General features: G+C 69.7%; 26 protein-coding genes and 1 tRNA gene. 11 read left to right on the top strand and 16 right to left on the bottom strand.

The features are described 5' to 3' along the window. Nucleotides 1-2: 2 nt before the first annotated feature. Nucleotides 3-590 (bottom strand): LemA family protein, encoded by a 588-nt coding sequence (locus DES41_RS11525; RefSeq protein WP_114467744.1) that lies wholly within the window; start codon nucleotides 588-590, stop codon nucleotides 3-5. A gap of 142 nt (nucleotides 591-732) precedes the next feature. On the opposite strand from DES41_RS11525, the gene DES41_RS11520 reads away from it, so the two are divergent. Genes DES41_RS11520 through DES41_RS11510 form a run of 3 tightly spaced genes read left to right on the top strand, consistent with a single transcriptional unit; the run spans nucleotide 733 to nucleotide 2,778 of the window. Beyond that, entirely contained in the window at nucleotides 733-1,188 is a 456-nt protein-coding gene (locus DES41_RS11520; protein ID WP_114467849.1) for a YybH family protein, read from the top strand. Between the two features lie 35 nt (nucleotides 1,189-1,223). Then, the gene (locus tag DES41_RS11515; protein ID WP_114467743.1) at nucleotides 1,224-2,219 is read left to right on the top strand and encodes a YheT family hydrolase; all 996 of its coding nucleotides are present in this window, start codon (nucleotides 1,224-1,226) and stop codon (nucleotides 2,217-2,219) included. Between the two features lie 10 nt (nucleotides 2,220-2,229). Continuing rightward, complete coding sequence (locus DES41_RS11510) at nucleotides 2,230-2,778, top strand: DUF2946 family protein (RefSeq protein ID WP_114467742.1); 549 nt, start codon at nucleotides 2,230-2,232, stop codon at nucleotides 2,776-2,778. A gap of 15 nt (nucleotides 2,779-2,793) precedes the next feature. Here DES41_RS11510 and DES41_RS11505 read toward each other — a convergent pair whose 3' ends face one another. The 4 genes from DES41_RS11505 to DES41_RS11490 all read right to left on the bottom strand — a co-directional run bounded on the left by DES41_RS11505 (nucleotide 2,794) and on the right by DES41_RS11490 (nucleotide 9,299). Beyond that, nucleotides 2,794-3,366 (bottom strand): c-type cytochrome, encoded by a 573-nt coding sequence (locus DES41_RS11505; protein WP_114467741.1) that lies wholly within the window; start codon nucleotides 3,364-3,366, stop codon nucleotides 2,794-2,796. A gap of 88 nt (nucleotides 3,367-3,454) precedes the next feature. After that, a complete protein-coding gene (locus tag DES41_RS11500; RefSeq protein WP_114467740.1) occupies nucleotides 3,455-4,861 on the bottom strand; it encodes an efflux transporter outer membrane subunit in 1,407 nt (468 codons plus the stop codon). Then, on the bottom strand, nucleotides 4,854-8,024 hold the full coding sequence (locus tag DES41_RS11495; protein WP_114467739.1) for an efflux RND transporter permease subunit: 3,171 nt from the start codon (nucleotides 8,022-8,024) through the stop codon (nucleotides 4,854-4,856). The genes DES41_RS11500 and DES41_RS11495 overlap by 8 nt, the downstream gene beginning before the upstream one ends. Before the next feature lie 18 nt (nucleotides 8,025-8,042). After that, nucleotides 8,043-9,299: an efflux RND transporter periplasmic adaptor subunit gene (locus DES41_RS11490; RefSeq protein ID WP_114467738.1), complete on the bottom strand. Its 1,257-nt coding sequence runs from the start codon at nucleotides 9,297-9,299 to the stop codon at nucleotides 8,043-8,045. 223 nt (nucleotides 9,300-9,522) lie between these two features. On the opposite strand from DES41_RS11490, the gene DES41_RS11485 reads away from it, so the two are divergent. The 3 genes from DES41_RS11485 (at nucleotide 9,523) to DES41_RS11475 (ending at nucleotide 10,843) form a co-directional block, all read left to right on the top strand. After that, a complete protein-coding gene (locus tag DES41_RS11485; RefSeq protein ID WP_342769650.1) occupies nucleotides 9,523-10,161 on the top strand; it encodes a TetR family transcriptional regulator in 639 nt (212 codons plus the stop codon). An 84-nt stretch (nucleotides 10,162-10,245) separates the two neighbouring features. After that, nucleotides 10,246-10,704, top strand: a complete 459-nt coding sequence (locus tag DES41_RS11480; RefSeq protein WP_147282834.1) for a hypothetical protein — start codon at nucleotides 10,246-10,248, stop codon at nucleotides 10,702-10,704. 63 nt (nucleotides 10,705-10,767) lie between these two features. After that, nucleotides 10,768-10,843 (top strand) — tRNA-Arg (locus DES41_RS11475). A 6-nt stretch (nucleotides 10,844-10,849) separates the two neighbouring features. Here the strand turns inward: DES41_RS11475 and rsmI are convergent. Next, entirely contained in the window at nucleotides 10,850-11,773 is a 924-nt protein-coding gene (gene rsmI / locus DES41_RS11470; RefSeq protein WP_114467736.1) for a 16S rRNA (cytidine(1402)-2'-O)-methyltransferase, read from the bottom strand. On the opposite strand from rsmI, the gene DES41_RS11465 reads away from it, so the two are divergent. From DES41_RS11465 to DES41_RS11455, 3 genes are all read left to right on the top strand, one after another. Then, complete coding sequence (locus DES41_RS11465) at nucleotides 11,773-12,162, top strand: YraN family protein (RefSeq protein ID WP_114467735.1); 390 nt, start codon at nucleotides 11,773-11,775, stop codon at nucleotides 12,160-12,162. The two genes, rsmI and DES41_RS11465, sit on opposite strands and share 1 nt — an antisense overlap. A gap of 64 nt (nucleotides 12,163-12,226) precedes the next feature. Next, a complete protein-coding gene (locus DES41_RS11460) occupies nucleotides 12,227-12,826 on the top strand; it encodes a phosphoheptose isomerase (RefSeq protein ID WP_114467734.1) in 600 nt (199 codons plus the stop codon). Next, nucleotides 12,823-13,452, top strand: a complete 630-nt coding sequence (locus tag DES41_RS11455) for a BON domain-containing protein (protein ID WP_114467733.1) — start codon at nucleotides 12,823-12,825, stop codon at nucleotides 13,450-13,452. The genes DES41_RS11460 and DES41_RS11455 overlap by 4 nt, the downstream gene beginning before the upstream one ends. A 27-nt stretch (nucleotides 13,453-13,479) precedes the next feature. On the opposite strand, the gene DES41_RS11450 is transcribed toward DES41_RS11455, so the two are convergent. Next, the gene (locus tag DES41_RS11450; protein WP_114467732.1) at nucleotides 13,480-14,382 is read right to left on the bottom strand and encodes an NAD(P)-dependent oxidoreductase; all 903 of its coding nucleotides are present in this window, start codon (nucleotides 14,380-14,382) and stop codon (nucleotides 13,480-13,482) included. Between the two features lie 33 nt (nucleotides 14,383-14,415). After that, nucleotides 14,416-14,805: a tautomerase family protein gene (locus tag DES41_RS11445; protein ID WP_114467731.1), complete on the bottom strand. Its 390-nt coding sequence runs from the start codon at nucleotides 14,803-14,805 to the stop codon at nucleotides 14,416-14,418. A gap of 87 nt (nucleotides 14,806-14,892) precedes the next feature. Between DES41_RS11445 and DES41_RS11440 the strand changes: the two genes are divergently transcribed. Further along, nucleotides 14,893-15,795 (top strand): LysR family transcriptional regulator, encoded by a 903-nt coding sequence (locus DES41_RS11440; protein WP_114467730.1) that lies wholly within the window; start codon nucleotides 14,893-14,895, stop codon nucleotides 15,793-15,795. Here DES41_RS11440 and DES41_RS11435 read toward each other — a convergent pair. Genes DES41_RS11435 through DES41_RS11425 form a run of 3 tightly spaced genes read right to left on the bottom strand, consistent with a single transcriptional unit; the run spans nucleotide 15,792 to nucleotide 18,642 of the window. After that, the gene (locus tag DES41_RS11435) at nucleotides 15,792-16,928 is read right to left on the bottom strand and encodes a PilT/PilU family type 4a pilus ATPase (RefSeq protein ID WP_114467729.1); all 1,137 of its coding nucleotides are present in this window, start codon (nucleotides 16,926-16,928) and stop codon (nucleotides 15,792-15,794) included. The two genes, DES41_RS11440 and DES41_RS11435, sit on opposite strands and share 4 nt — an antisense overlap. After that, a complete protein-coding gene (locus tag DES41_RS11430) occupies nucleotides 16,906-17,574 on the bottom strand; it encodes a cyclic nucleotide-binding domain-containing protein (protein WP_114467728.1) in 669 nt (222 codons plus the stop codon). Before DES41_RS11430 ends, DES41_RS11435 begins: the two co-directional genes overlap by 23 nt. Before the next feature lie 24 nt (nucleotides 17,575-17,598). Continuing rightward, nucleotides 17,599-18,642 (bottom strand): type IV pilus twitching motility protein PilT, encoded by a 1,044-nt coding sequence (locus tag DES41_RS11425; RefSeq protein WP_114467727.1) that lies wholly within the window; start codon nucleotides 18,640-18,642, stop codon nucleotides 17,599-17,601. A gap of 41 nt (nucleotides 18,643-18,683) precedes the next feature. Here DES41_RS11425 and DES41_RS11420 point away from each other — a divergent pair, with 41 nt between their 5' ends. Beyond that, nucleotides 18,684-19,397, top strand: coding sequence for a YggS family pyridoxal phosphate-dependent enzyme (locus DES41_RS11420; protein WP_114467726.1), 714 nt, complete (start codon nucleotides 18,684-18,686; stop codon nucleotides 19,395-19,397). Nucleotides 19,398-19,408: 11 nt separating this feature from the next. Here the strand turns inward: DES41_RS11420 and yfiB are convergent, their stop codons facing one another. From yfiB to DES41_RS11395, 5 genes are all read right to left on the bottom strand, one after another. After that, nucleotides 19,409-19,933: an outer membrane lipoprotein YfiB gene (gene yfiB, locus DES41_RS11415; protein WP_114467725.1), complete on the bottom strand. Its 525-nt coding sequence runs from the start codon at nucleotides 19,931-19,933 to the stop codon at nucleotides 19,409-19,411. After that, nucleotides 19,933-21,273 carry a diguanylate cyclase DgcN/YfiN gene (gene dgcN / locus DES41_RS11410; RefSeq protein ID WP_211332947.1) on the bottom strand — a complete coding sequence of 447 codons (1,341 nt, stop codon included), beginning with the start codon at nucleotides 21,271-21,273 and terminating at the stop codon, nucleotides 19,933-19,935. The genes yfiB and dgcN overlap by 1 nt, the downstream gene beginning before the upstream one ends. Beyond that, nucleotides 21,270-21,758, bottom strand: a complete 489-nt coding sequence (gene yfiR / locus DES41_RS11405) for a regulatory sequestration protein YfiR (RefSeq protein ID WP_170168143.1) — start codon at nucleotides 21,756-21,758, stop codon at nucleotides 21,270-21,272. Before yfiR ends, dgcN begins: the two co-directional genes overlap by 4 nt. A 168-nt stretch (nucleotides 21,759-21,926) precedes the next feature. Next, a complete protein-coding gene (locus tag DES41_RS11400; protein WP_114467723.1) occupies nucleotides 21,927-22,568 on the bottom strand; it encodes a thioredoxin family protein in 642 nt (213 codons plus the stop codon). A 25-nt stretch (nucleotides 22,569-22,593) separates the two neighbouring features. After that, nucleotides 22,594-24,735 (bottom strand): protein-disulfide reductase DsbD family protein, encoded by a 2,142-nt coding sequence (locus DES41_RS11395; RefSeq protein ID WP_114467722.1) that lies wholly within the window; start codon nucleotides 24,733-24,735, stop codon nucleotides 22,594-22,596. Nucleotides 24,736-24,785: the final 50 nt, after the last annotated feature.

The raw sequence follows: 24,785 nt of genomic DNA, 5'->3' as shown, positions 1-24,785 counted from the left end.
GCCTACTTCTTCTGGAAGTCGACCACGGGAGGTGTGGAGATCTGCGCCTCGTTGGCCACCGCGAAGCTGGCCTTGGCGTCGTAGCCGAACACCTTGGCCGTCAGGTTGGTCGGGAAGCTGCGCGCGAGCACGTTGTACTCCTGCACCGTCTGGATGTAGCGGTTCCGCGCCACCGTGATGCGGTTCTCCGTGCCTTCCAGCTGCACACGCAGGTCGCGGAAGCCCTGGTTGGCCTTGAGGTCGGGATAGCGCTCGCTGACCACCATCAGCCGCGACAGTGCGCTGCCCAGTTCTCCCTGGGCCGCCTGGAATTTCGCCATGGCCTCGGGGTTGTTCAGCGTTTCGGGCGTGACCTGGATCGATGTGGCCTTGGCACGCGCTTCAACCACCTTGGTCAGCGTGTCCTGCTCGAACGCGGCCTCGCCCTTTACCGTTGCCACGATGTTGGGCACCAGATCGGCGCGGCGCTGGTATTGGTTCAACACCTCGCTCCAGGCCGCCTTGGACTGCTCGTCCAGGCGTTGAAAGTCGTTGTAGCCACAGCCCGACAGGGCCAATGCCAGTGCGATGGTGAACAGCCAATGACGCATCTTCCCGTGCTCCGTGGATCCGGCGCCACCGCCGGCCGACGTGGAGCATAGCGGAGCAAGGCCTCCGCCATGCCGACCCCGGGGCATTGGCAGCAATTCGTTGCACAATCGCGCGCACCGCAACCCTTCGTATGCCGACCGCATGAGCCCAGCCCGACTGCAGTCCGCCCCCTTGGCCGGCAGCGCCGACGACACCGAGGCCGCGTTTTACGACGCCATGCTGCACGCCGACGTTGACGCGATGATGGCCTGCTGGGCCGACGAGGACGACATCCTCTGCATCCACCCCGATGGCCCGCGCCTGGTCGGTGCCGCTGCCATCCGCGGTGCTTACGAATCCTTGTTCAGCGCTGGCGCGGTGCGCGTGCTGCCGCAACGCGTGCGCAAGATCGAGACGCTGACCTGCGCCGTGCACAGCGTGGTCGAGCGCATCGAGGTGCTGACCGACAGCGGCCTGCGCGCCGCCGAAGTGGTGGCCACCAATGTCTATCTGAAGACTGCGCAGGGCTGGCGCATCGTCACGCACCATGCCAGCGCCGACAGGCTCGGTGGCGGCCGCGACCACGAGCCTGCGGCGGGTCCGCAGACCCTGCACTGAACGGTCATCCCGATCCACGACAGCAAGGCGGGCCGATGGAGTACAGCGCACCCTGGTGGCTTCGCGGCGGTGACCTGCAGACGATCTGGGCCTCGCTGTACGCCCAGCGGCGCCGGGGGCCGGCACTGGCGTTCAAGCGCGAGCGCTGGATCACGCCCGACATGGACTTCATCGACGTGGACATGGCGGATGCCGCTGCCGACGCCGTCGATCCTGCCGCCAGCCCCGAGCAGCGCACGCTGCTGGTGCTCTTCCATGGCCTGGAGGGCTCGTCGAGCAGCCACTACGCCGAAGCCTTTGGCGACTTCGCGCGCCAGCACGGCATGGTCTACGCGGTGCCGCATTTCCGCGGTTGCAGCGGCGAGCTGAACCTCGCGCCGCGCGCCTACCACTCCGGCGACTTCGAAGAGGTCGGCTGGATCCTGCGGCGCATGCGGGCACGCCATCCCGGGCCCATCGTGGCGGTCGGCGTGTCGCTCGGCGGCAATGCGCTGCTGCGCTGGGCCCAAGAGATGGAAGGCGAGGCTGCGGCCTATGCGTCTGCCATCGCGGCGGTCTGCGCGCCGCTGGACCTGACGGCCGGCGGCATGGCGCTGGGACAGGGCTTCAACCGGCTGGTCTACACGGGCATGTTCCTGCGCTCGATGAAACCCAAGGCGCTGCGCAAGCTGGCGCAGCATCCTGGTCTGTTCGACCGCAATCTGCTCTTGTCGGCGCGCGATCTCTACACCTTCGACAATGTGTTCACAGCACCGCTGCACGGCTACCGCGACGTCGAGGACTACTGGCGGCGCGCCTCGGCCGGCCCGCACCTCGCGCGCATCCGCATCCCGGCGCTGGTGCTCAATGCGCGCAACGACCCCTTCGTGCCGGTGGCCAGCCTGCCCAGTGCCGACGCCGTGGGAAAGTACGTCACGCTGTGGCAGCCCGAGGAAGGTGGCCACGTCGGCTTCCCCCATGGGGCCTGGCCGGCCAATGTGCGGGCCATGCCCGATGCGGTAGGCAACTGGTTGCTGCAAGCCGTGCGCTGATAATCCCGGCATGGACGACATCGTGCGCCAGGCCATCGCGAAATGGCCCAATGTGCCGGACTGCTATGGCTGGCTGGGCCTGGACGCGCGCGGCGGATGGTATCTGCGCGACGCCCAGGCACAGGCCGCAGGCGCTTTCGCGCAGGGCGGTGCCGCCAAGGGCGATCTGCTGCGGCACGACAAGCTGCTGGCCTTCATCGGCCGCAACTACGCCTGCGATGCGCGGGGCTGCTGGTTCTTCCAGAACGGGCCGCAGCGTGTCTTCGTGGAACTGGAGGCCGCGCCCTGGGTGTGGCGTGTCGCGCCCGACTTCTCGCTGTCGGCCCACACGGGCACTGCAGCCCGCCTGGAGCGGGCGCTGATGGACGATCAGGGCCGGGTGTTTGCGCTGACCGATCTGGGCCTGGGGCTGGTGCACTCGCTCGATGTCGTGCTCGTGGCCTCTGCCGTCGAGCAGGCCGGCTGGGTGCTGGAAGAGGTGAAGGCCGCCGATCTGCCGGCAGCCTACGGATTCGTCACCAGCCCGCAGCGGCTGGAGCAGACCAGCGCGGCAGGCTGAGGCCGCCGCCCGGCTTTACTTCGACGCGGCTTCCGCCGGGGCAGCAGCCGCGGCTGCAGGCTGGGCCGGCTCTTCGAACTTGCCGCCGCCGGCGTTGCCCATGTAGGCCACGGCACGCGCAATCTCCAGATCGGCAAAATCGCCGCCGCCCTGCGGGGCCATGGCGCCCTTGCCCTTGAGCGCATGCTCCACCAGGGTCTGGAAGCCCTGACCCAGGCGCGGGCCCCAGGCGGCTGCATCGCCGAGCTTCGGCGCACCGGCAACGCCGGTGCCGTGGCAGGCCGCGCACTGCGCCTTGAACACCGTCTCGCCGTTGGCCAGCGGGCGGTTGGCGTCGCGGATTTCCACGCTGCCGACCTTCTGCAACCGGGCCGCCACGCCCTGCGCGAGGCTCTGCTCGGTCACACCACCCAGCACCATGGCGTCGGCATCGCTGCTGCCGGAGGGCTTGACCGCCGACACCACGAAGTACACCAGCCCGATGATCACGAAGATCGGGACGACGAACGAGAACAGGGTTGCCAGCAGCAGTTGCTTGGGATTCTTGATGGGGCCCGTATGGGCGCCGCCGTCCGCATGTTCGCTCATGTTGTCCTCAGTCTCGTCGGGGGCTTTTTGTCAGCCGGCGAGTATAACGGCCGGTTCTGTACGAGCCCGTCGCGCACGCGCCGCTCGCTCAGGGCTGGCTGGTCCAACCGCCACCCAGCGTCTTGTACAGCGTCACCTGGTTCTGCAATTGCGCGAGCCGGGTTTGCACCACGGCCTGCTGCGTGACGAACAGCGAGCGCTGCGCGTCCAGCAGATCGAGGTAGCTGGCCACGCCGTTGCGGTAGCGCAGGTCCGAGAGCTTGAAGCGCGCGGATTCCGCCTCGGCCTGCGCTTGCTGCGCGCGTAACTCCTCGCCCAGCGTGGCGCGGCCAGCCAGCGCATCGGCCACCTCGCGGAACGCCGTCTGGATGGCTTTCTCGTACTGCGCCACCGCGATGTCGCGGTTCACGTTGGCCGAGTCCAATCCCGCCTGGTTGCGTCCGCCATCGAAGATTGGCAGCAGCAGCTGCGGTGCTGCGCTGAAACCCCAGCTGCCGCTCTCGAACAGGCCGGACAGCTGGCTGCTCACGGTGCCGAAGCCAGCCGTCAGCGTGATGCGCGGGAAGAAGGCCGCGCGCGCCGCGCCGATGTTGGCATTGGCCGAGCGCAGCAACTGTTCGGCCTGGCGGATGTCCGGCCGCGCCGTCAGCACGTCCGAAGGCAGGCCGGCCGGCAGATCGTTCATGACGATGGCCGATTCGAGCCGGCTCGTGGCGGGCAGGGCCGCGATGCGTTGCGCCCAGTCGGGTTGGCCGACCAGCAAGGTCAGCTGGTTCTGGTCCTGTGCGCGCTGGCGCTGCAGCTGCGCCAGCGTGGCGCGTGCGGCCTCCAGCAGCGACTGGGCCTGGCGCAGGTCCAGCTCCGAGGCCACGCCGTTGTCGAAGCGCAGCTTGGACAGCTTGGCCGAGTCCTCGCGCGTGACCAGGGTCTGGCGCGTGAGCTCCAGCAGTTCCTCGTCGGCCAGCAGGCTCAGATAGGCGTTCGCCACCGCGGACACGAGCGTGATCTGGGTGGACTTGCGGCCTTCCTCGGTGGCCAGGTACTGGCCCAGAGCCGCCTCGCTGAGGCTGGCAACGCGGCCGAAGAAGTCCAGTTCCCATGACGACAGCGTGAGCCCGACCTGGTAGGCCGTGGTGCTGCCGCCCTGGCCAAGCTCCGTGCGCGTGCCACTGGCGCCCACGCCGATGCTGGGCAAGCGGTCGGCGCGCTGGATGCGGTACTGCGCGCGGGCCTGCTCGATGTTGAGCACGGCCACGCGCAGGTCGCGGTTGTTGGCCAGGGCCTGCTCCACCAATGCGCGCAGCCGTGCGTCACTGAAGAAGCTCTGCCACGGGATGTCGGCCACGGGCTGGGCCGCGGCGGTGGCCGCGGTCTCGCCCGGCCACTGCGTGGCCACCGGGGCAGCGGGCCGCTCGTAGGTCGGGATGAAAGAGCAGCCGCTCAGCAGTGCGGCCAGCGCCAGCGCCGTCAGGCGCGTCGATGGTTTCTTAGTCATGTGCGCCTTCCTTGGCTTCGCTCACGCCGGCATCACGTGCATGGGCCGCATACATCTCGTTCTGGCGCTTGCTGCCCTTGAAGAGGCTGCGCACGACCACGAAGAACACTGGCACGAAGAACACGGCCAGCAAGGTGCCCGTCACCATGCCGCCGATCACGCCCGTGCCGATCGCGCGCTGGCTGGCCGAACCGGCGCCCGACGCGATGAACAGTGGCACCACGCCCAGCCCGAAGGCCAGCGAGGTCATGATGATCGGGCGGAACCGCAGGTGCGCGGCTTCCAGCGCGGACTGCACCACGCTGCGGCCCTGGGCCTGCAGGTCCTTGGCGAACTCGATGATCAGGATCGCGTTCTTCGCCGACAGGCCGATGATGGTGATCAGGCCCACCTGGAAGTACACGTCGTTCGCGTAAGAGCGCAGCAAGGTGGCCAGCAGCACGCCGATCACGCCCAACGGCACCACCAGGATCACGGCCAGCGGGATCGACCAGCTTTCGTACAGCGCCGCCAGGCACAGGAACACCGCCAGGATCGCGAAGCCGTACAGGATGATGGCCTGCGAGCCGGCGAGCTTTTCCTCGCGCGACTGGCCGGTCCATTCGAAGCCGAAGCCTGCCGGCAGCTGCGCTGCCAGGCGTTCCATCTCGGCCATGGCCGCACCGGTGCTCTGGCCGGGCGCGGCGTCGCCGCTGATGCGCATGGCCGGGTAGCCGTTGTAGCGCACCGTCTGCATGGCGCCGGTGACCCAACGCGTGGTCGCGAAGGCCGACAGCGGCACCGGTTGCCCTTGCGCGTTGGCAGCGTTCAGGCGCAGCAGGTCTTCAGGCTGCATGCGGGCCGGTGCGTCGGCCTGCACGATCACGCGCTGCAACCGGCCGCGGTTCGGGAAGTCGTTGATGTAGCTCGAGCCCAGTGCGGTCGACAGCGCGGTGTTGATCGAATCGAACCCCACACCCAGGGCCTGGGCCTTGTCGCGGTCGATGTCGATCTGCAGCTGCGATGCGTCTTCCAGGCCGTCCGGCCGCACCTGCGCCAGCACCTTGCTCTGCGAGGCCATGCCCAGCAGCTGGTTGCGTGCGTTGAGCAGCGCCTGGTGGCCCTGGCCGGAGCGGTCCTGCAGCCGGAACGAGAAGCCGCTGGCGTTGCCCAGTTCGGGAATCGGCGGTGGGCTCAGCGGGTAGATGAAGGCGTCGCGGATGCCCGACAGCGCGCCGAACGCGCGGCCGGCCAGTGCACCGGCGGAGTGCGCCGGGTCGTGTCGTTCGGACCAGTCCTTGAGCGTCACGAAGGCGAGGCCCGAGTTCTGGCCCTGGCCCGAGAACGAGAAGCCCAGCACGCCGACCATGCTCTCCACTTCAGGTTGCTTGAGCATGAAGCCTTCGACCTGCTGCATCACGTCCAGCATGCGCTCTTGCGTCGCGCCTGGCGGCAGCTGCACGTTGACGATGATGTTGCCCTGGTCTTCCTGCGGCAGGAAAGAGGTGGGTAGCCGCTGGTAGACCACGACCACGGCACCGATGATGGCGGCGTAGATGACGAGGTAACGCGCCGCGCCCTTGAGCATGCGCGCGACCACGCCTTCGTAGCCCTTGGCCGTGCGCGAGAAGCTGCGGTTGAACCAGCCGAAGAAGCCGCGCTTCTCGTGGTGGTGGCCGGCTTCCACGGGCTTGAGCAGCGTGGCGCACAGCGCGGGCGTCAGCGACAGTGCCAGGAAGGCCGAGAACCCGATCGAGACCACCATCACGGCCGAGAACTGGCGGTAGATGTTGCCGGTCGAGCCGGCGAAGAAGGCCAGCGGCACGAACACTGAGATCAGCACCACGGTCACGCCGATGATGGCGCCCGAAATCTGCTGCATCGCTTTCTTGGTGGCTTCCAGCGGCGACAGGCCTTCCTCGCTCATGATGCGTTCGACGTTCTCCACCACCACGATGGCGTCGTCCACCACGATGCCGATCACCAGCACCATGCCGAACATGGTCAGCACGTTGATCGAGAAGCCCAGCGCCAGCAGCGCCGCGAAGGTGCCCAGCAGCGCGATCGGCACCACCAGCGTGGGGATCAGCGTGTAGCGCCAGTTCTGCAGGAACAGGAACATCACGAGGAACACCAGCGCCACGGCTTCCAGCAGCGTGTGCGTGACCTGCTCGATCGAGATGCTCACGAACTTGGAGCTGTCGTAGGGGATGTCGTACTTCACGCCCTGCGGGAAGAACTTGGACAGCTCGTCCATCTTCTGCCGTAGCAGGCGGGCCGACTCCAGCGCATTGCCGCCCGGTGAGGGTTGCACGCCCAGGCCCACCGCGGGCGTGCCGTTCAGGCGTGCCGAGGTGGCATAGCTCTGGCCGCCGATCTCGATGCGGGCCACATCTTTCAGGCGCACGGTGGAGCCATCGGGATTGGCGCGCAGCACGATGTTGCGGAACTGCTCGACGTTGGACAGCTGGCCCTTGACGACGACGGTGGCGGCGATGCCCTGGCCGGCCACGTTCGGCAGGTCGCCGATGGTGCCGGAGGCCACCTGGGCGTTCTGCGCGCGGATCGCGGCCGACACATCGGCCGAGGAGATCTGCACGCCCTGCATCTTGGCCGGGTCCAGCCAGATCCGCATGGCGGTTTCCGAGCCGAACAGCTGCACCTGGCCCACGCCCTTGACACGTTGCAGCTCAGGCTGGATGTTGCGCGCGGCATAGTCGCCCAGCTCCACCGGAGTGAAGTCGGGGTTGTCCGAAGACAGCATCGCGAACAGCAGGAAGTTGTTGCGCGACTTGTCCACGCGCACGCCCTGCTGCGTCACGGCGGAGGGCAGGCGCGGTGTCGCACGCGACAGCCGGTTCTGCACGTCCACCTGCGCGAGGTCGTCGTTGGTGCCAGGCTCGAAGGTCACCGTGATGGTGCCCGTGCCGTCGGCCTGGGCGACCGATTCCACGTAGACCAGGCCCGGCGAGCCGTTCATCTCGCGCTCGATGACGGACAGCACGCTGTCCTCCAGCGTCTGCGCGGAGGCGCCGGGATAGGAGACGTTGATGACGATGGCCGGCGGGGCCACCGGCGGGTACTGCGAGATCGGCAGCTGGGTGATCGAGACCGCGCCCATCACGATGATGAACAGCGCGATCACCCAGGCAAAGATCGGGCGATCGATGAAGAACTTGGCCATGGATGCTTGCCTTGCTTCTTATTGCTTGGGGGCCGCGGCGGGGGCAGCGGCCGATGCCGATGCCGCGGGCGCCGGGGCCTGGCCCGGAGCCTGCCAGGGCACGGCCTTCACCGGTGTGCCGGGCGGCAGCATCTGCAGCTTCTGGAAGCCGTCGACCATGACCTGCTCGCCGGCCTTGAGGCCTTCGGTCACGATCCAGCGGTTGTTCTGGCCGGCCGTGATCTTCACCTGGCGCTTCTCCAGCTTGCCGCCTTCGCCGACCACGGTCAGCGTGTTGCCGCTCTCGCTGCGCGTGACGGCCTGCTGCGGCACGGCGATCGCGTTGCTGGCCTGGGCCTGCTCGATCTGCACGCGCACGTACAGGCCTGGCAACAGGTCGCCCTTGGGGTTGGGCACTTCGGCGCGCAGCGTGATCTGGCCCGTGGTCGTGTCCACGGTCAGGTCGGAGAACAGCAGCTTGCCGGGTTGGGCGTAGGTGCTGCCGTCTTCCAGCACGATGCGCACGCTGGCAGCCTCGCCATTGCCGGCGCGCTTGAGCGTGCCGGCCTCCATGGCACGGCGCAGGCGCAGCGCATCGCTGGCCGACTGCGTGAAGTTCACATACAGCGGATTGATCTGCTGCACTACCGCGAGCGGCGTGGCCTCGCCCTGGCCGACCAGTGCGCCCTCGGTCACGAGTGCGCGGCCGATGCGGCCGGAGATCGGCGAGGTGACGGCCGCGTAGTCCAGGCTGATCTTGGCGGTCTGCACGGCGGCCTTGGCCACGGCGAGGTCGGCCTCGGCCTGCACGCGCGCGGCCACGGCATCGGCGTAATCCTGCTTGCTGATCGCGTTGGCGGCCACCAGCGGCTCGTAGCGCTTGGCCACCTCGGTGGTGCGCGTGACGGCGGCCTGGGCGCGCAGCACCTGCGCCTGGGAGCTCTGGTAGGTGGCCTGGTAGGGCGCGGCGTCGATCGCGAACAGCGGCTGGCCGGCCTTCACGTCGCTGCCCTCCTTGAACAGGCGGCGCTGCAGGATGCCGGCGGCACGCGCACGCACCTCGGCCATGCGCGAGGCTTCCAGGCGGCCCGGCAGTTCGGTCACGAGGCCGATGTCGCCCGGCGTGGCGACCACGACGCCCACCTCGGGCGCTGGCATGCCGCCACCGCCCTTGGCCGGTGCTTCGGCCTTCTTGTCGCCCTGGCCGCAGGCGACCAGCAACACGGCCATGGCCAACACGATGGGGCGCAGCGGGGCCGCCACGACATTCAGGGAACCAAGACGCAACGCAGACATGCGATTCCTTCCTCAGACAACAACACAACGCCGCAACCGCCGCCATTGCGGAGGCTCCGGTCTCTTTCTTGGAAATGGGTGCGATGGTGGATCAGGCGATGGCCAGCGAGCGCAGGCCGCCGATCCCAGGACTCCCCAACGCCGCCGCAGTGTAGCTTACTTACATACAATGATGAATGTATATTGCCCCCGCCGGGCACAACAGTCTCTTGCCAAGGAGGAAATGGTGGCGCGCAGTACCAAGGAAGAAGCCCAGGCCACGCGGCATCGGTTGCTCGATGCGGCCGAGCGGCTGTTCCACCGCAACGGGGTCTCGCAGACCTCGTTGCAGCACATCGCCACCGAGGCCGGCGCCACGCGTGGCGCGATCTATTGGCATTTCAAGGACAAGGCCGATCTGTTCAACGCGATGATGGAACGGGTCACGCTGCCGCTGGAGCAATCGCTGCAGCAGGTTGCAACAAATGGTGTCGAGCCGCTGGTGGGCCTGAAGGAATCGCTACGCAATGCGCTGGTGCAGATGCGCGACGACGCGCAACTGCGCCGCGTCGTGGAGATCGCGGTGCAGAAGGTCGAGTACGTGGACGAGCTCCACGCCGTGCGTGCGCGCCACCTTGCCGTGCGCAACCAGTGCGTGGGCGACATCCAGCGCGCGCTGCGGTTGGCGGCGCGCCAGCGCGGCCAGCGCCTGCGCCTGCCGGCCGCGGTGGCGGCGGCTGGCCTGCACGCCACCATCGACGGGTTGATCTTCAACTGGCTGCTCGACACGGCTGCGTTCGACCTGCCGACCCTGGGCGAGCAGATGCTGGAGCTGTACCTGATCGGCCTTGGTCTGCGCGAGCCGGTGCAGCGCAACAAGTGAAACAAGTCTCCCGTACGCATGCAACCGCGGTGAAACAGCGGCTTTCCACCATGGGCGGCGATGTCGCCGCTGCCCCTGTCCGCCATGCAAAGCCCCGGCCTGGGTCCGCCCGAGGATCCCGCGCGCCTGCGCCCGCCCATGTCCGACCGCTGGACCCGGTACGACACGCTCGCCTACCTGGAAGCGACTGACCTGGTCAGCGGCGAGGCGCATGCCTTCCTCGCCTACCGCGAGACCAGCCTGATGGGCGCGGGCTGGCGTGTGCGCGTGCGCTCGCGCCTGACGGCCGGCGGCGTGTTCGAGCCGGCGGCCATGGCCCAGCAGGCACAGGGCGCCACGGCGCGCGGCGAGCACAGCTTCGTCTGGGGCTACCAGCGCCTGCCGTGTGCGGCAGATGTCCGCCACATCGAGTTCCGCGTGCATGTCGACGCCGGCCGGCCGGTGCAGCTCGAGTTGTTCGCGCGGCTGCGCCAGGCCGACGGCCGTGCAGCAACGGCGCGCTCGGCCAGTTGCGACTGGCCGGCGGACCCGCCCGGTCCCTGAATCCGGCCGCGCGGCCTGCGGCCGAAAGTCGGTGCCGGCGCGTGGCTACAATGGCGCCCGGTCGCGGCTGTAGCTCAGTGGATAGAGTATTGGCCTCCGAAGCCAAGGGTCGTGGGTTCGATCCCCGCCAGCCGCACCAAGTCTTTCAGTTTTCCCCCGCTTCTTCGTCCTGCTGCGGCTTCAGCCTCAGGGCCTGCGCGTACAGCGCATTGCGCGGCTGGCCCGTGATCTCGGCGGCCAGGCGCACGGCGGTCTTCAACGGCAGTTCGGGCAGCAGCAGCTTGAGCACGCGCAGGTCTTCCTGCGGTGCGGCCTGTGCCGGCGCGGGATGCACGACCAATGCGAACTCGCCGCGCGTGCGTGTGGCCTGCGCGGCCAGCCAGGACGGCAGCTCCTGCGCGGCAACCGTGGCGATCTCCTCGAACTGCTTGGTCAGTTCGCGGCCCACCGTCACGGGCCGCGCGCCCAATGCCGCCAAAGCACGCGCGAGCGCCTCGATGCGGTGCGGCGCCTCCAGCAGCACCACGGCGCGTGGGTCGGCCTCCAGCGCCTGCACTGCCGCATCGCGCTCGCCGGCCTTGCTGGGCAGGAAGCCCATGAACACGAAGGCTGCGTCGTCGGCAATGCCGGCAACCGACAGGGCAGTGGTCACGCTGCTCGCGCCGGGCAGCGGCACCACGGCGAAGCCGCCTGCGCGGGCGGCCGCCACCAGGCGTGCACCGGGGTCGCTCAGCGCAGGCGTGCCGGCGTCGCTGACATAGGCCACGCGCTGGCCCTGCTGCAAGCGGGCGAGCACGGTCTGCGCGGCCTCGGCCTCGTTGTGCTGGTGCGCGGCCATCAGCTGTGCGCCGGGACGCTCCAGCCCGTAGGCGCGCAGCAGGCTCTGCGTGTGGCGCGTGTCCTCGCAGGCGACGGCGTCGACCAGCTGCAGCACATGCAGCGCGCGCAGGCCGATGTCGGCCAGGTTGCCGATCGGCGTGGCGACCACGTAGAGTGCGGCCTGCGGGTAATGCTGGGTGGCCGCGGCCTCATGGGCGGCGCGCAGCGCCAAGGCGAAAGAAGCGCTCAATGGGATTCCTCTGGAAGGGTGCGGCCAGCGGGCCGACCACGAAGCAGGCTGGCGACGCGGCCGAGGCCGTGGCGCTGGCACATCTGCAGCGTGCCGGGCTGCGCCTGCTGGCGCGCAATTATCGGACGCCGGGGCGTGGCGGCGGCGAGATCGATCTCGTCATGCGCGCGCCCGATGGCACGGTGGTGTTCGTCGAGGTGCGGCGCCGCGCCAGCCTCTCGCACGGCGGCGCCGCGGCCAGCATCGGCGCCGTCAAGCGCAGGCGCATCGTGTTCGCCGCGCGCCACTATCTCGCGCGGCTGGCCTCGCCTCCGCCCTGCCGTTTCGACGTGGTGCTGCTGGAGCCGGGCGGGCCGCAGTGGCTGCAGGCCGCCTTCGACGCCGATTGAGCCCGCGTATGCAAACTCACCCCAGCCGCAGCAGGGAAAACCGCAGGGGTATCATCTGCGCCCCATGCTAGAGCAACGCATCCAACAGCACTTCATCGACAGCGCCGACCTGAAATACCAGTCGGCCGAGGCACTGAGCAAGCCCATTGCGGCAGCCGTGCAAGCCATCCTGGTCAGCGTGACGAGCGGCGGCAAGGTGCTGGCCTGCGGCAACGGCGGTTCGGCTGCCGATGCCCAGCATTTCGCGGCCGAGTTCGTCGGCCGCTTCGAGCGCGAGCGGCCCGAGCTCGGTGCCATCGCGCTGACGACCGACAGCTCCATCCTCACGGCGATTGCCAACGACTATTCGTATGAGCAGGTCTTCGCGCGCCAGGTGCGCGCGCTGGGCCTGGCCGGCGATGTGCTGCTGGCGATCTCCACCAGCGGCAACTCGCCCAGCATCCTGGCGGCCGTCGAGGCCGCGCATGCACGCGAGATGACCGTGGTGGCGCTGACCGGCCGTGGCGGCGGCAAGATGGCCGGCGCGCTGCGCGAGACCGATGTGCATGTCTGCGTGCCGCACGAGCGCACCGCCCGCATCCAGGAGGTGCATCTGCTGACGCTGCATTGCCTGTGCGATGGCGTGGATTCCCAATTGCTAGGTGACCAGGAAACAAGTCTATGAAAGTGCGTTCCAAGCGCGTCGTGCTGATGTCGCTGGCGGCTGCCACGCTGGTGGCGAGTCTGTCGGCCTGCGTGCCGCTGGTGGTCGGTGGCGGTTTCGCAAGCGGCGTGATGGTGGCGATGGACCGCCGCACCTCGGGTGCCCAGCTCGAAGACCAGGGCATCGAACTGCGTGGCGCCAACCGCCTCAAGGAAGCCCTGGGCGAGAACGCGCGCGTCAACGTGACCAGCTACAACCGCCAGGTGCTGCTGACCGGCGAGGTGGCGCGCACCGAGGACATCCAGCGTGCCGAGCAGATCGTCGCCAAGGTGGAGAACGTGAACTCCGTCGTGAACGACCTGGCCGTGGGCATCCCCGCAGCGCTCACACAGCGTTCCACCGACCTGCTCATCACGAGCAAGGTCAAGGCCTCGCTGATCGACGCCAAGGACCTGCAGGCCAGTGCCTTCAAGGTGTTGACCGAGCGCAACGTGGTCTACCTGATGGGCCGTGTGACGCCGCGCGAAGCCAACCGCGCGACCGAGATCGCACGCGGCGTCAAGGACGTGGCCAAGGTCGTGCGCGTCTTCGAGACGCTCACCGAGGAAGAGTTGGCCCGGCTGGGCCAGCAGCCTCCCGCGAAGTGAGTCAAGGGCGCCGCAAGGCGCCCTTGTTCATTTCAGCCGGGTGATCAGGCTGGATGTGTCGTAGCGGTTGCCGCCGGCCTGCTGCACGTCGGCGTAGAACTGGTCCACCAGCGCCGTGACGGGCAGGCGTGCGCCGTTGCGCTTGGCTTCGTCGAGCACCAGGCCCAGGTCTTTGCGCATCCAGTCCACCGCGAAGCCGAAATCGAACTTCCCCTGGACCATGGTCTTGCCGCGGTTCTCCATCTGCCAGCTCTGGGCCGCGCCCTTGCTGATCACGGCCAGCACCTGTTCCATGTCGAGCCCGGCACGCTGGCCGAAGGCAACGGCCTCGGACAGCCCTTGCACCAGGCCCGCGATGCAGATCTGGTTGACCATCTTGGCCAGTTGGCCCGAGCCGCTGGCACCCAGCAGCACGATGGAGCGCGAGAAGGCCTGGGCCACGGGCTCGATGCGGGCGAAGGGTTCGGCGTCGCCGCCGCACATCACGGTCAGCATGCCGTTCTGCGCGCCGGCCTGGCCGCCGGAGACCGGGGCGTCGACGAAGTGCAGGCCAGCCTCGCGGGCCTTGCCGTGCAGTTCGCGCGCCACGTCGGCCGAGGCCGTGGTGTGGTCCACGAACACCGTGTCCTTGCCCATGCCGGCGAAGGCGCCGTTCGGGCCCAGCACGACGGAGCGCAGGTCGTCGTCGTTGCCGACACAGCAGAAGACGATGTCGGCGCCCGCGGCAGCCTCGCGCGGGGTGGCGGCGCTCTTGCCCTTGAATTCGGCGGCCCAGGCCTGGGCCTTGGCTGCCGAGCGGTTGTAGACGGTGATCTGGTGGCCGGCCAGGGCCAGGTGGCCGGCCATGGGAAAGCCCATCACGCCCAGGCCCAGGAAGGCGACGTTGCGGGCGGGGGTGGCGGTGTAGCTGCGCGGATTGGTGGAAGCCATGCGGATTCTTTTCTCCAGAGTGGACCGGCGATTCTAGGAAGCCACGGGCGCATAGTGCGCCACGCCCCCGCCGAACGACCAGTTCTCGCGCGCGGTCTCGACCAGGTGGACGATGACGTCCGCCGCAGCGAAACCGGCCTGCGCTGCGTTGTGCGCGATGCCTGCGTAGAGCGCGCGCTTTTGCGCGAGCGTGCGGCCGAACGAGCAGGTGATCTGCACCAGCGCCACGCGCGCAGAGTGCGCCACCCCGAGGTAGGCCGGCGTGCAGACCAGTGCGCCGGGCGCATGCCGCGCGAGCACCTGGAAGCGGTCGTCGGGCGGCACCTCGAAGCTGGCCACGAGGGCCTGGTGGACGGCGTCGCCGAGCGCTTGCGCATCCTGCGGCGAGATGGTGTCGGGAAGGTCGATGCGGACGAAGGGCATGGGGTTCACCTGTGATCGTTTGAAGAGCTGCCACTGTGCCCGGCGCGCGCCGCTGCCGAAACGCCCGCCCGTTCACAATGCTTGTGCATGGCGCGCACAAGCATCGACCAGCTGGGCTTTGAGGACTTCGAACTGTTCGACCGGATCGCGGCGACACGCTCGCTGTCCGAGGTCGCGCGCGAGCGCGGCGTGGCCAGCAGCAATGTCTCGCGCGCGCTCGGCCGCATCGAGGCCGCCTGCGGCCTGCGCCTGGCGCACCGCAGCACGCATGGCCTGGCACTCACCGACGAGGGCGAGCTGTTCCTCGAACACGCGCAACGCATGCTGGCCGAGCGCCGCGCGCTGCAGGCCAGCCTGTCGCCGCGCCGCACGGCCGTCGCGGGGACGCTGCGGCTGGCGCTGAGCCGCCTGCTGGCCGAGTACATCGTGGTGCCCAGCCTGCCGGCCCTGCGCGCCGCCCATCCGGAGCTGCAGGTCGAGCTGCACCTGGGCGACCGCCTGGCCCGCATTGCCGACGAAGGCATCGACATCGCGGTGCGGGCCGGCGTGGCGCCCGCCGGACACCATGTGGTGCGGCCGCTGGCGCGCTACGGTCGCCGCCTGTACGCCGCGCCGGCCTACCTCGACCGGCACGGCGCACCAGGCAGCGTGGCCGCGCTGGCCACGCATGCCCTCATCGGCAACACCGCGGTGCCAGGCCACAACCTGTGGCTCTTCCACGCGGAGGGCGGCCTCGCGGTGCAAGGCCAGCTGCGGGCCGATTGCAGCGCGGCCGTCGTGGCGATGGCGCTGGCCGGCGCGGGCATCGCCAGCCTGAACGACCTGGTGGCCGAGCCACTGGTGCGCCAGGGGCGGCTGCAGCCCGTGCTGGCGCACTGCGTGGACCCGGGCGAGCACAGCATCCAGGCCGTGGTGCTGGCCGAGCGGCACCGCGCGCCGCGCATCCGCGCCATGCTGGCGCACCTGCAGGCGGCGTTCGCGCCCGGCTAGAGGATGGTCAGGTTCTCCGTGCCGGCGGCCAGGTCGCTGCTGCGCGCGCGCTGGCTGTTGAGCTTGATCTGCAGGCGCAGGTCGTTCAGCGAATCGGCGTTGCGCAGCGCATCCTCGTAGGTGATCTCGTAGCTCTCGAAGGCGTCGAATAAGGCCTGGTCGAAGGTCTGCATGCCCAGGTTGCGGCTCTTCTTCATGACCTCCTTGATGCCGGCCACCTCGCCCTTGAAGATCAGGTCGGCGATCAACGGCGAGTTCAGCAGCACCTCGACCGCCGCCACCCGGCCCTTGCCGTCCTGGCGCGGCACCAGGCGCTGCGAGACGATGGCCCTGAGGTTCAGCGACAAGTCCATCAGCAGCTGCGTGCGCCGTTCCTCCGGGAAGAAGTTGACGATGCGGTCCATCGCCTGGTTGGCGTTGTTGGCATGCAGCGTGGCCAGGCACAGGTGGCCGGTCTCGGCGAAAGCCACGGCCTGGTCCATGGTGTTGCGGTCGCGGATCTCGCCCATCAGGATCACGTCGGGCGCCTGGCGCAGCGAATTCTTGAGGGCCGCTTCCCAGCTGTCCGTGTCGATGCCCACCTCGCGCTGCGTCACCACGCAGTTCTTGTGCGGGTGCACGAACTCGACCGGGTCTTCGATGGTGATGATGTGGCCGTGCGAGTGTTCGTTGCGCCAGTCCACCATGGCCGCCAGCGTGGTGGACTTGCCCGAGCCGGTGGCGCCCACCATGACGCACAGGCCGCGCTTGGTCATGGCGACCTCCTTGAGCACGCTGGGCACGTTGAGCCCGTCCAGCGTGGGCACCGAGGCCGGGATCACGCGCAGCACCAGGCCGACCTTGCCCTGTTGCAGGAAAGCGTTGACGCGGAAGCGGCCGATGCCGCCGGGCGAGATCGAGAAGTTGCACTCCTTGGTGCGTTCGAACTCGGCCGCCTGCTTGTCGTTCATGATGGCGCGCGCCAGCGCCATCGTGTGGGCCGGCAGCAGCGGCTGCGCCGAGACCTTGACGATCTTGCCGTCCACCTTGATGCCCGGCGGGAAGTCGGCGGTGACGAACAAGTCGCTGCCGCCGCGGGTGAGCAGCAACCGCAACAGGTCGCTGATGAACTTACTGGCCTGATCGCGTTCCATAGGGGGCTTCCTGGTTCGGACGGTCCGTGAGCCGGGCGTTGACGGCGCGCAGTCGCAAGGACAGTTTGCGGGCCAGCAGGGCGATGAGCGCCGCCGCCAGCCGCGGGTCGCTGCCCATCATCTCGTCCAGGCCGTCGGCGGGCAGGACGGCGATCTCGCAGTCGGTCAAGGTGGTGCAGGCGGAAAAGCGCTGGCCGCTGTCCAGCAGCGACATCTCGCCCAGGATCTCGCCCGGCCGGCTCTCGGCCAGGCGCAGCAGTTCGCCCCAGGGCTGGCGCCGGTCCACCGCGATGCTGCCCTGCAGCAGCACCACCATGAAATTGCCGAACTCGTGCTGGTGGATGACGACGCGGCCGCTGCCGACCCGCACGAAGCGGAAGAAGCGCTCCATCTGCACGATGTCCTGCGCCTCCAGGCGCGACATGTTGCGGTCGCGCGCCCACAAGGCCTGCAGGCCCGCGATGGCCGTGCCGGAGGCGATGCTGCGCGCGCCGATCTCGATGGCCCGGGTCTCCCAGGGCACCATCACCGCATCGGCGTGGCCCGGGCCGGGGTGCCCCGTGGCGAACAGCCCTGGTTCGGCGCTGGCCGAAGAGCGCTCGCGTCCCGGCAGTCCGCCGCGCAGGGAGCCGAACCAGCTACGCATGACGCCCGCTCCCGCGCCGCAAGCTCATCCGGGGAAGTTCTCGGGCGTCTTCGCCTTGCCGCGCGCCTCGGCCGGCGAGATCACGTTGCGCCGCACCAGGTCGGTCAGGTTCTGGTCCAGCGTCTGCATGCCGGCGGCCTGGCTGGTCTGGATGGTGGAGTACATCTGCGCCACCTTGGCTTCGCGGATCAGGTTGCGGATGGCGGGCGTGCCCAGCATGATCTCGTGCGCCGCCACGCGGCCCTGGCCGTCCTTGGTCTTGCACAGGGTCTGCGAGATCACGGCCTGCAGCGATTCGGACAGCATGGCACGCACCATCTCCTTTTCCTCCGCAGGGAACACGTCGATGATGCGGTCGATGGTCTTGGCCGCGCTGGAGGTGTGCAGCGTGCCGAACACCAGGTGGCCGGTCTCGGCTGCCGTCATGGCCAGGCGGATGGTTTCCAGGTCGCGCAGTTCGCCGACCAGGATGGCGTCCGGGTCCTCGCGCAGCGCCGAGCGCAGCGCGGCCGCGAACGACAGCGTGTGCGGCCCCACCTCGCGCTGGTTGATCAGGCACTTCTTGGACTCGTGCACGAACTCGATCGGGTCCTCGATCGTCAGCACGTGGCCGTACTCGCTCTCGTTGAGGTGGTTGACCATGCCCGCCAGCGTGGTCGACTTGCCCGAGCCGGTGGGCCCCGTCACCAGCACCAGGCCGCGCGGCTTGAGCGCCAGCTCGCCGAAGATGCGCGGCGCGTTGAGTTGCTCCAGCGTGAGGATCTTGGAGGGGATGGTCCGCAGCACGGCGCCGGCGCCGCGGTTGTGGTTGAAGGCGTTGACCCGGAAGCGCGACAGGCCCTCGATCTCGAACGAGAAGTCGATCTCCAGGAACTCCTCGAAGTGCTTGCGCTGGCTGTCGCTCATGATGTCGTACACCATGCCATGCACTGTCTTGTGGTCCAGCGGATCGACGTTGATGCGGCGCACGTCGCCGTGCACGCGGATCATCGGCGGCAGGCCAGCCGACAGGTGCAGGTCCGAAGCCTTGTTCTTGACCGTGAAGGCCAGCAGCTGGGTGATGTCCACAGGAATCCTAGGGTGGATTTGGTACTCTTGCTTAACTAATTATGACGAGCATACGTAACAATCTCCAGCAAGTGCGTGACCGCATGGCCACAGCCTGTGCCCGCGCCGGGCGCCCGGTGGACAGCGTGCAGCTGCTGGCCGTCTCCAAGACCATGCCGCTGCCCAGCGTGCTGGAGGCCATGGCCGCTGGCCAGGCGGGCTTCGGCGAGAACTATGTGCAGGAGGGCGTGCAGAAGATCGAGGCGTTGCGCGCCTGGGAGGCCGAGGGCGGGCGCCCGGTGCAGGTCGCGTGGCACATGATCGGTCCGCTGCAGAGCAACAAGACCCGCGTGGTCGCCGCCCACTTCGACTGGGTGCACAGCGTGGACCGGCTCAAGATCGCCGAGCGGCTGGCCGAGCAGCGGCCGGCCGAACTGGCGCCGTTGCAGGTCTGCATCCAGGTCAACATCGACGGCGGGGCCAGCAAGTCCGGCGTCGCGCCCGAGGAGGTGCTGGCGCTGGCGCGCGCGGTGGCCGCCCTGCCGCGGCTGGCGCTGCGCGGGCTCATGACCATTCCCGAGCCGCAGAGCGGCTTCGAGGCCCAGCGCGCCGTGCACGCGCGTGCGCGCACCCTGTTCGAGCAGGTGCGGGAGGCCGGCATCGGCGGGGCAGCGTTCGACACCTTGTCCATGGGCATGACGGCCGACCTGGAGGCCGCGATCGACGCGGGCAGCACGCTGGTGCGCGTGGGCACGGCGATCTTCGGCGCGCGCTGAGGCGCAGCTTCTCAGTGCGCCGGCAGCACGATGGCCACGCGCCGGTTCTGCTGGCGCTGCTCGGGCGTGCGGTTGTCGTTCATGGGCGCGGCCTTGCCTAGGCCGAGGGCCTGGATGTCCGCGTCGTGCAGCCCTGCGGCCGCCATGGCGCGCTGCACGGCCTGGGCCCGCCGCAGCGACAGCGCAATGTTGTAGGCCTCGCTTCCGGTGCTGTCGGCATGGCCTTCGATGCGCACGCGCGTGATCTCCAGCTGGGCCAGCTGCTGCCCGAGCCGCTCGGCGGTGGCCTGGCCCTCGGCGTCCAGCATGTCGGAATCGCTGTCGAACAGCATCCGGCCCGCGATCGAGAGCTCCCAGCCCTCGTCGGTGGGGCGAAAGCCCAGCGCCCGCAAGCGCTCTTGCCGGCTCGGTGCCGGCGGCGATGGCGGGGGCGGGGGCGGGGGCGGTGGTGCGGCGCAGGCTGCCAGCAGCCAGGCGCTGCCCCAGGCGGCGCCGAGCAGCCAGGCGCGGCGGGGGGCGATCCGATGCAGTTCCATCACAACTCCGAAATGTCGCTGACGACATAGGCGCCTTCGAACAGGCGGCTGGTGCCTCGGCCGCTCTTCTTGGCTTCGTACATGGCGCGGTCGGCCGCACGCAGCAGCTGGTCGGCGGTCTGGCCATGCTGGGGATACAGCGCAATGCCGATGCTGACCGAGGGCACGATGCGCTCGTGGCGCTCGGACAAGGGCAGCGCCACGGCGGCGTTGATCTTGTCGGCGATGCGCAGGGCGTCCTGGGGCTGGTGCACGGGCGCCAGCAGCACGGCGAACTCGTCGCCGCCCAGGCGCGCCACGGTGTCGCCCTCGCGCAACTGTGCGCGGATGCGCGTGGCCACCTCGATCAGCAGCAGGTCGCCGACCGCGTGGCCGTAGTGGTCGTTGATTTCCTTGAAACGGTCGTTGTCCATGTACAGCACGGCGATGTTGCCGCCCTGGATCTGCGCGTCCTGCAGGATCCGGCCGAGGCGGCGGCTGAAGTAGGCGCGGTTGTACAGGCCGGTCAGGCTGTCGTGGTTGGCCAGGTGCGTCAGCGAGCGGTTCTCCTGCGCCAGCTGGGCCTGCTGCATTTCGAGCTCGGTCAGCAGGGCGTTGAAGTCCTCGCCGAGCACGTGGAACTCGGCGATCTGCGAGGCCGGCGCGCGCTGCATGCCACCCCGTTGCACACGCGCCCGGTGGGTCATGGCGATCAAGGCGTCCACAGGCTCCACGATGTCACGCTGGATGCGCCGCGACAGCAGGCGCAGGCCCAGCCCGGCGAACACCAGGCACAGCGCGATGCCCGCCGCCGCGGTGGCCAGGAAGCGGGCGAACACCGCGCCGTCGCCGCGCAGGCGGACTTCGCCGATCTGGCGGCCGCGGTCCAGCACCGGGGCCACGGTCGGGGCCGGCATCAGCAGGCGCGCGAGCGGCTCGCCCGCCGCCTCCAGCAGCGCGTCGGCCCGTTGCCGGTCCGCAAGCTCGTAGCGCGCCAGCACATGGCCGGCCTGGTCGCGCAACTCGGCCTCGCGCAGCGACTCGCGCTGGGCGATGACTGCCAGTTGCTCCATGATGGCCACGCGGTCGTTGAACACCACCGCCGCCTCGACCGAGTAGGCGATGGACCGCGCCACCAGCTCCAGGTGGTTGTTGGCATAGGTGCGCAGCGCCAGCACCGCCGCCAGCAGCAGCGCCAGGCCCACCGCCGCCATGCTGATGCTGGCCACGCGCACATGGGCCCGCCGCAGCGTCTGCAGCAGGCTGCGGCGCGCGGGCTCGGCCGCCGCCTGCACGGGCACGCGCGGCTTCATGGAAGTGGCATCGGCATGGGAGCCGTGCGCAGGCCGGTCGCGGCTCATGGCTTGCGCTCCTGGCCCAGGCGCAGCACCTGCGGGTGGATGCGCACCTTGCCGCGTGCCAGCGCATCGAGGTTGATCTCGAAGCGCACGGCCCGCCCTGCGCGCTCGATGTCCAGCCGCACCATGCCGCTGGCCAGGCAGGGGGTCGAGCGTTCGCACAGCGTCAGCACGGGCTGGCCCTCCAGCTCCTGCGCGAGCTGCTGCCATTGCGCCGCCTCGAGCGCGCCGATGTAGAGCACGTCGCACTGCGCCGCCACGCCGGGGCCGGGATCCGGCCGGCGCAGCAGCACGGGCCCGCCAGGCCAGGCGATGCCCTGCTCCTGCAGGCGTTCGGCGTGCGGGCTGGTGCCGATGAAGCACACGCGCAAGGGATCGGGGGGCACAGGCCAGCGCGTGTAGGCGAGCACGCGGGTCACGGTTTCGCGCAGGTCCAGCCCGATGTGCTGCCCCATGGCAGGAGCGTCCAGTCCGAGGACGAGCAGCATGGACAGGGCCAGACATGCCGGCCCATGGCGTCGCAGGAAGGAGGCGGCGGGTTGGCCGGGAGACATGCGGGATGAAGAGGCGTTTCTCACGCCCCGGCGAAAGCAGCAGGAGATGCTAACAGCCACCCCTGACGCCGGCCTGTCTCGGCGCCGCCTGGCCGGACCGGATCAGCTTTTGTACTTGATGGTGCAGCCGTAGGGCTGGGTCTGCGCCTGGCTGATGGGCTTGCCGGCCAGCGCCTCGTCCAGGCCCTGGCGTACATAGTTGGTGGCGGTCTTGATGTCGCTGGCGCGGGCCGAGGCAATGGAGTCGATGCCGCCGGCATAGACCAGCGTGCCCTGCGGATTGACGATGTACATGTGCGGCGTGGTGCGCGCGCCGTAGGCCCTGCCCGCCGTGCCTTCCTCGTCCATCAGCGTGGCCGTCGGCGCGCCGGACTTGTCCTGCATCCAGCGCGCCAGCTGCTGCGGCGCCAGGTAGTCGGAGGCGGCCTTCTCGGTCGAGTTGACGGCCAGCCAGACCACGTCCTTGCCTGTGAACTCCTTTTGCAGGCCCGGCAGGTTGGCGCTGTCGTAGTGCTTGCGCACGAACGGGCAGCCGGGGTTGGTCCACTCCAGCACCACGGTCTTGCCCTTGAATTCGGCCAACGTGCGCGTCTTGCCGCTGGTGTCGGTCAGCGTGAAGGCAGGCGCGGGCTGGCCGACGGCGGCCGCGGCCTGCACGGTGCCGGCCAGCAGCAGGGCGCAGGCAGCAGCGGTGGTCAGCAGGGCCGTGCGGCGCTGCAGGAGGGGTCGGACCAGGGATGGCATCGCATCGGCTCCTTCAGGGTGGTGATTACAGGCTCGCGATGGCCGCACGCAGCTCGGCCACGCTCAGGATCTCGGACAGCACCACCGGCGCGCTGCCCTGGCGGTACAGCACGTAGACCGGCACGCCGCTGCGCCCCAGATCGCGCAGCGCGGCGGTGATGGCCGGGTCGCGCCGCGTCCAGTCGGCCGTCAGCAGCTGCACGTTCTTGGCGCCGAGGTCGGCCAGCACGCTCTTGTCGGCCAGCGCCGTGCGCTTGTTGTACTGGCAGGTCACGCACCAGGCGGCCGTGAAATCCACGAACACCGGCCGGCCTTGGGCCAGCGCCTGCTGCACCTGCGCGGGCGCCCAGGGCTGCCAGCGCGCACCGGCCGCGGCCACGGGCGTGGCGGCCTCGACGGGGCGCAGCACGGCGGGGCCGAACAGGCCCAGCATGCCCACAGCCAGGAGCAGTGCCAGCGTGCCCATGAACAGGCGCGCGCGGCCCGCCAGGCCCAGCGCCCAGACCACGGCCGCCAGTGCCACCAGCAGCAAGAGCAGCGCGGCGGCACCGTCGATGCCGGTCTGCTGCCCCAGCACCCACACCAGCCAGGCCACGGTGGCGAACATCGGGAACGCCATGCAACGGCGGAACACGTCCATCCAGGGGCCGGGCCGCGGCAGCCAGCGCACCATGGCCGGCACCAGGCTGGCCAGCAGGAAGGGCAGCGCCATGCCCAGGCCCAGCACCGCGAAGACCAGCAGGGCCTGGGCCGTCGGCAGGCCCACCGCGAAGCCCATGGAGGCGCCCATGAACGGCGCCGTGCACGGCGAGGCGATGGCCACGGCCAGCACGCCGGACAGGAAGGCATCGGTGACCGGGTTGCGCGCCTGGGCCGATGCCACGCGCGAGGGCAGCATGTGGCCGAAATCGAACAGGCCGGCCAGGTTCAGCCCCAGCAGCGTGAACAGCACGGCCAGCGCGGCCACCACGCCCGGCGACTGCAGCTGGAAACCCCAGCCCAGTTGCTCGCCGGCCGCACGCAGGCCCAGCAGCAGGCCGGCCAGCGCCACGAAGGAGAGCACCACGCCCGCGCTGTACGCCAGGCCGTGCAGCCGCAGCGCGCGTTGCTCGCCGGCATGGCGTGCGAAGCCCAGCATCTTGATGGCCAGCACCGGGAACACGCAGGGCATGAAGTTCAGGATCAGCCCGCCGAGCAGGGCGCCGGCCAGCGCCGCGAACAGGCCGATCGGCCGGCCCGCGTCGACGGGCTGCCGGGCCACCGCGTTGGCTTCGAGCGCGGCGCTCAGCGCGGGCGACACCGTCGCGACGGCCGCGCCCTGCGGCCAGGGCCCGGCCACCGCGGCCTCGGCACGCCAGGCCTGGCGTCGGCCATCGGCGTCCAGCGCGAGCACCACGGGCATCACCGCCGGACTCTGGCTGCGCTGGTCCGACAGCGGCACGCGCGCGGTCCAGACCGCGCCGTCCCAGGCCTGGGTCCAGGCGCCCGCGGTTTCGATGACCTCGGCCGTCTCGGGGAAGAACTCCAGCGTCCGGCCCTGCAGCGCGGGCGGCAGGCCGCGCACGGCCACGACCAGCGTCTTGCCATCGGCGATGTCCGCCGTGCTGCCCGCGGGCAAGGCCTTCGGGTGGGCGGCTGCGGCGGCGTCGAACGCGGCCTGGTGCAAGGCGGTAGCGCCCTGCACGGGCACCTCCAGCGTGAACTCGCCCTCTTCGGGGATGCATTCCTTGCGACAGACCAGCCAGGACGCGCTGAGCTTGACCTGCAGCTGCCCGCCACGGGCCTGGAAATCCGGCCCCACGGTCAGCGGCACGGGCAGCAGCACGGTGTTTTCGTAGCCGTAGTTGGCGAGTGGGCCGATCGGGATCTTGTGCGGCACGGGCCAGGCGATGCCGCCCGCCTGCACCCCGGCCGGCAGCTGCCAGCGCAGCTCGGTCGGCAGGCCCGAGTCGCCCGGGTTCTTCCAGTAGGTGTGCCACTCGGGCTTGTGCGCGATGGACAGCCCGACCCAGAGCGGCTGGCCCGGTGCCACGCCCTGCGGCGCCAGCGCCACGAGTTCGGCGCGCACCTGGGGCGTGGTCACGACAGCGGCATCGGCCAGCGCGGCGGGCGCGGCCAGGGCGCTGCTGGCGGCCAGGAGCAGGGCAAGGGCAGGGTGGTGCGGCATGGAGATCGGGCGAAGGCGCAGATGGGAGCGGTGCCCGACCGCAAAGTTCC

Source organism: Pseudorhodoferax soli (genome assembly GCF_003337555.1).
Classification (GTDB): domain Bacteria; phylum Pseudomonadota; class Gammaproteobacteria; order Burkholderiales; family Burkholderiaceae_C; genus Pseudorhodoferax; species Pseudorhodoferax soli.
The sequence above is the reverse complement of the archived record's forward strand: the minus strand, read 5'-3'. Positions and strand labels throughout refer to the sequence as shown.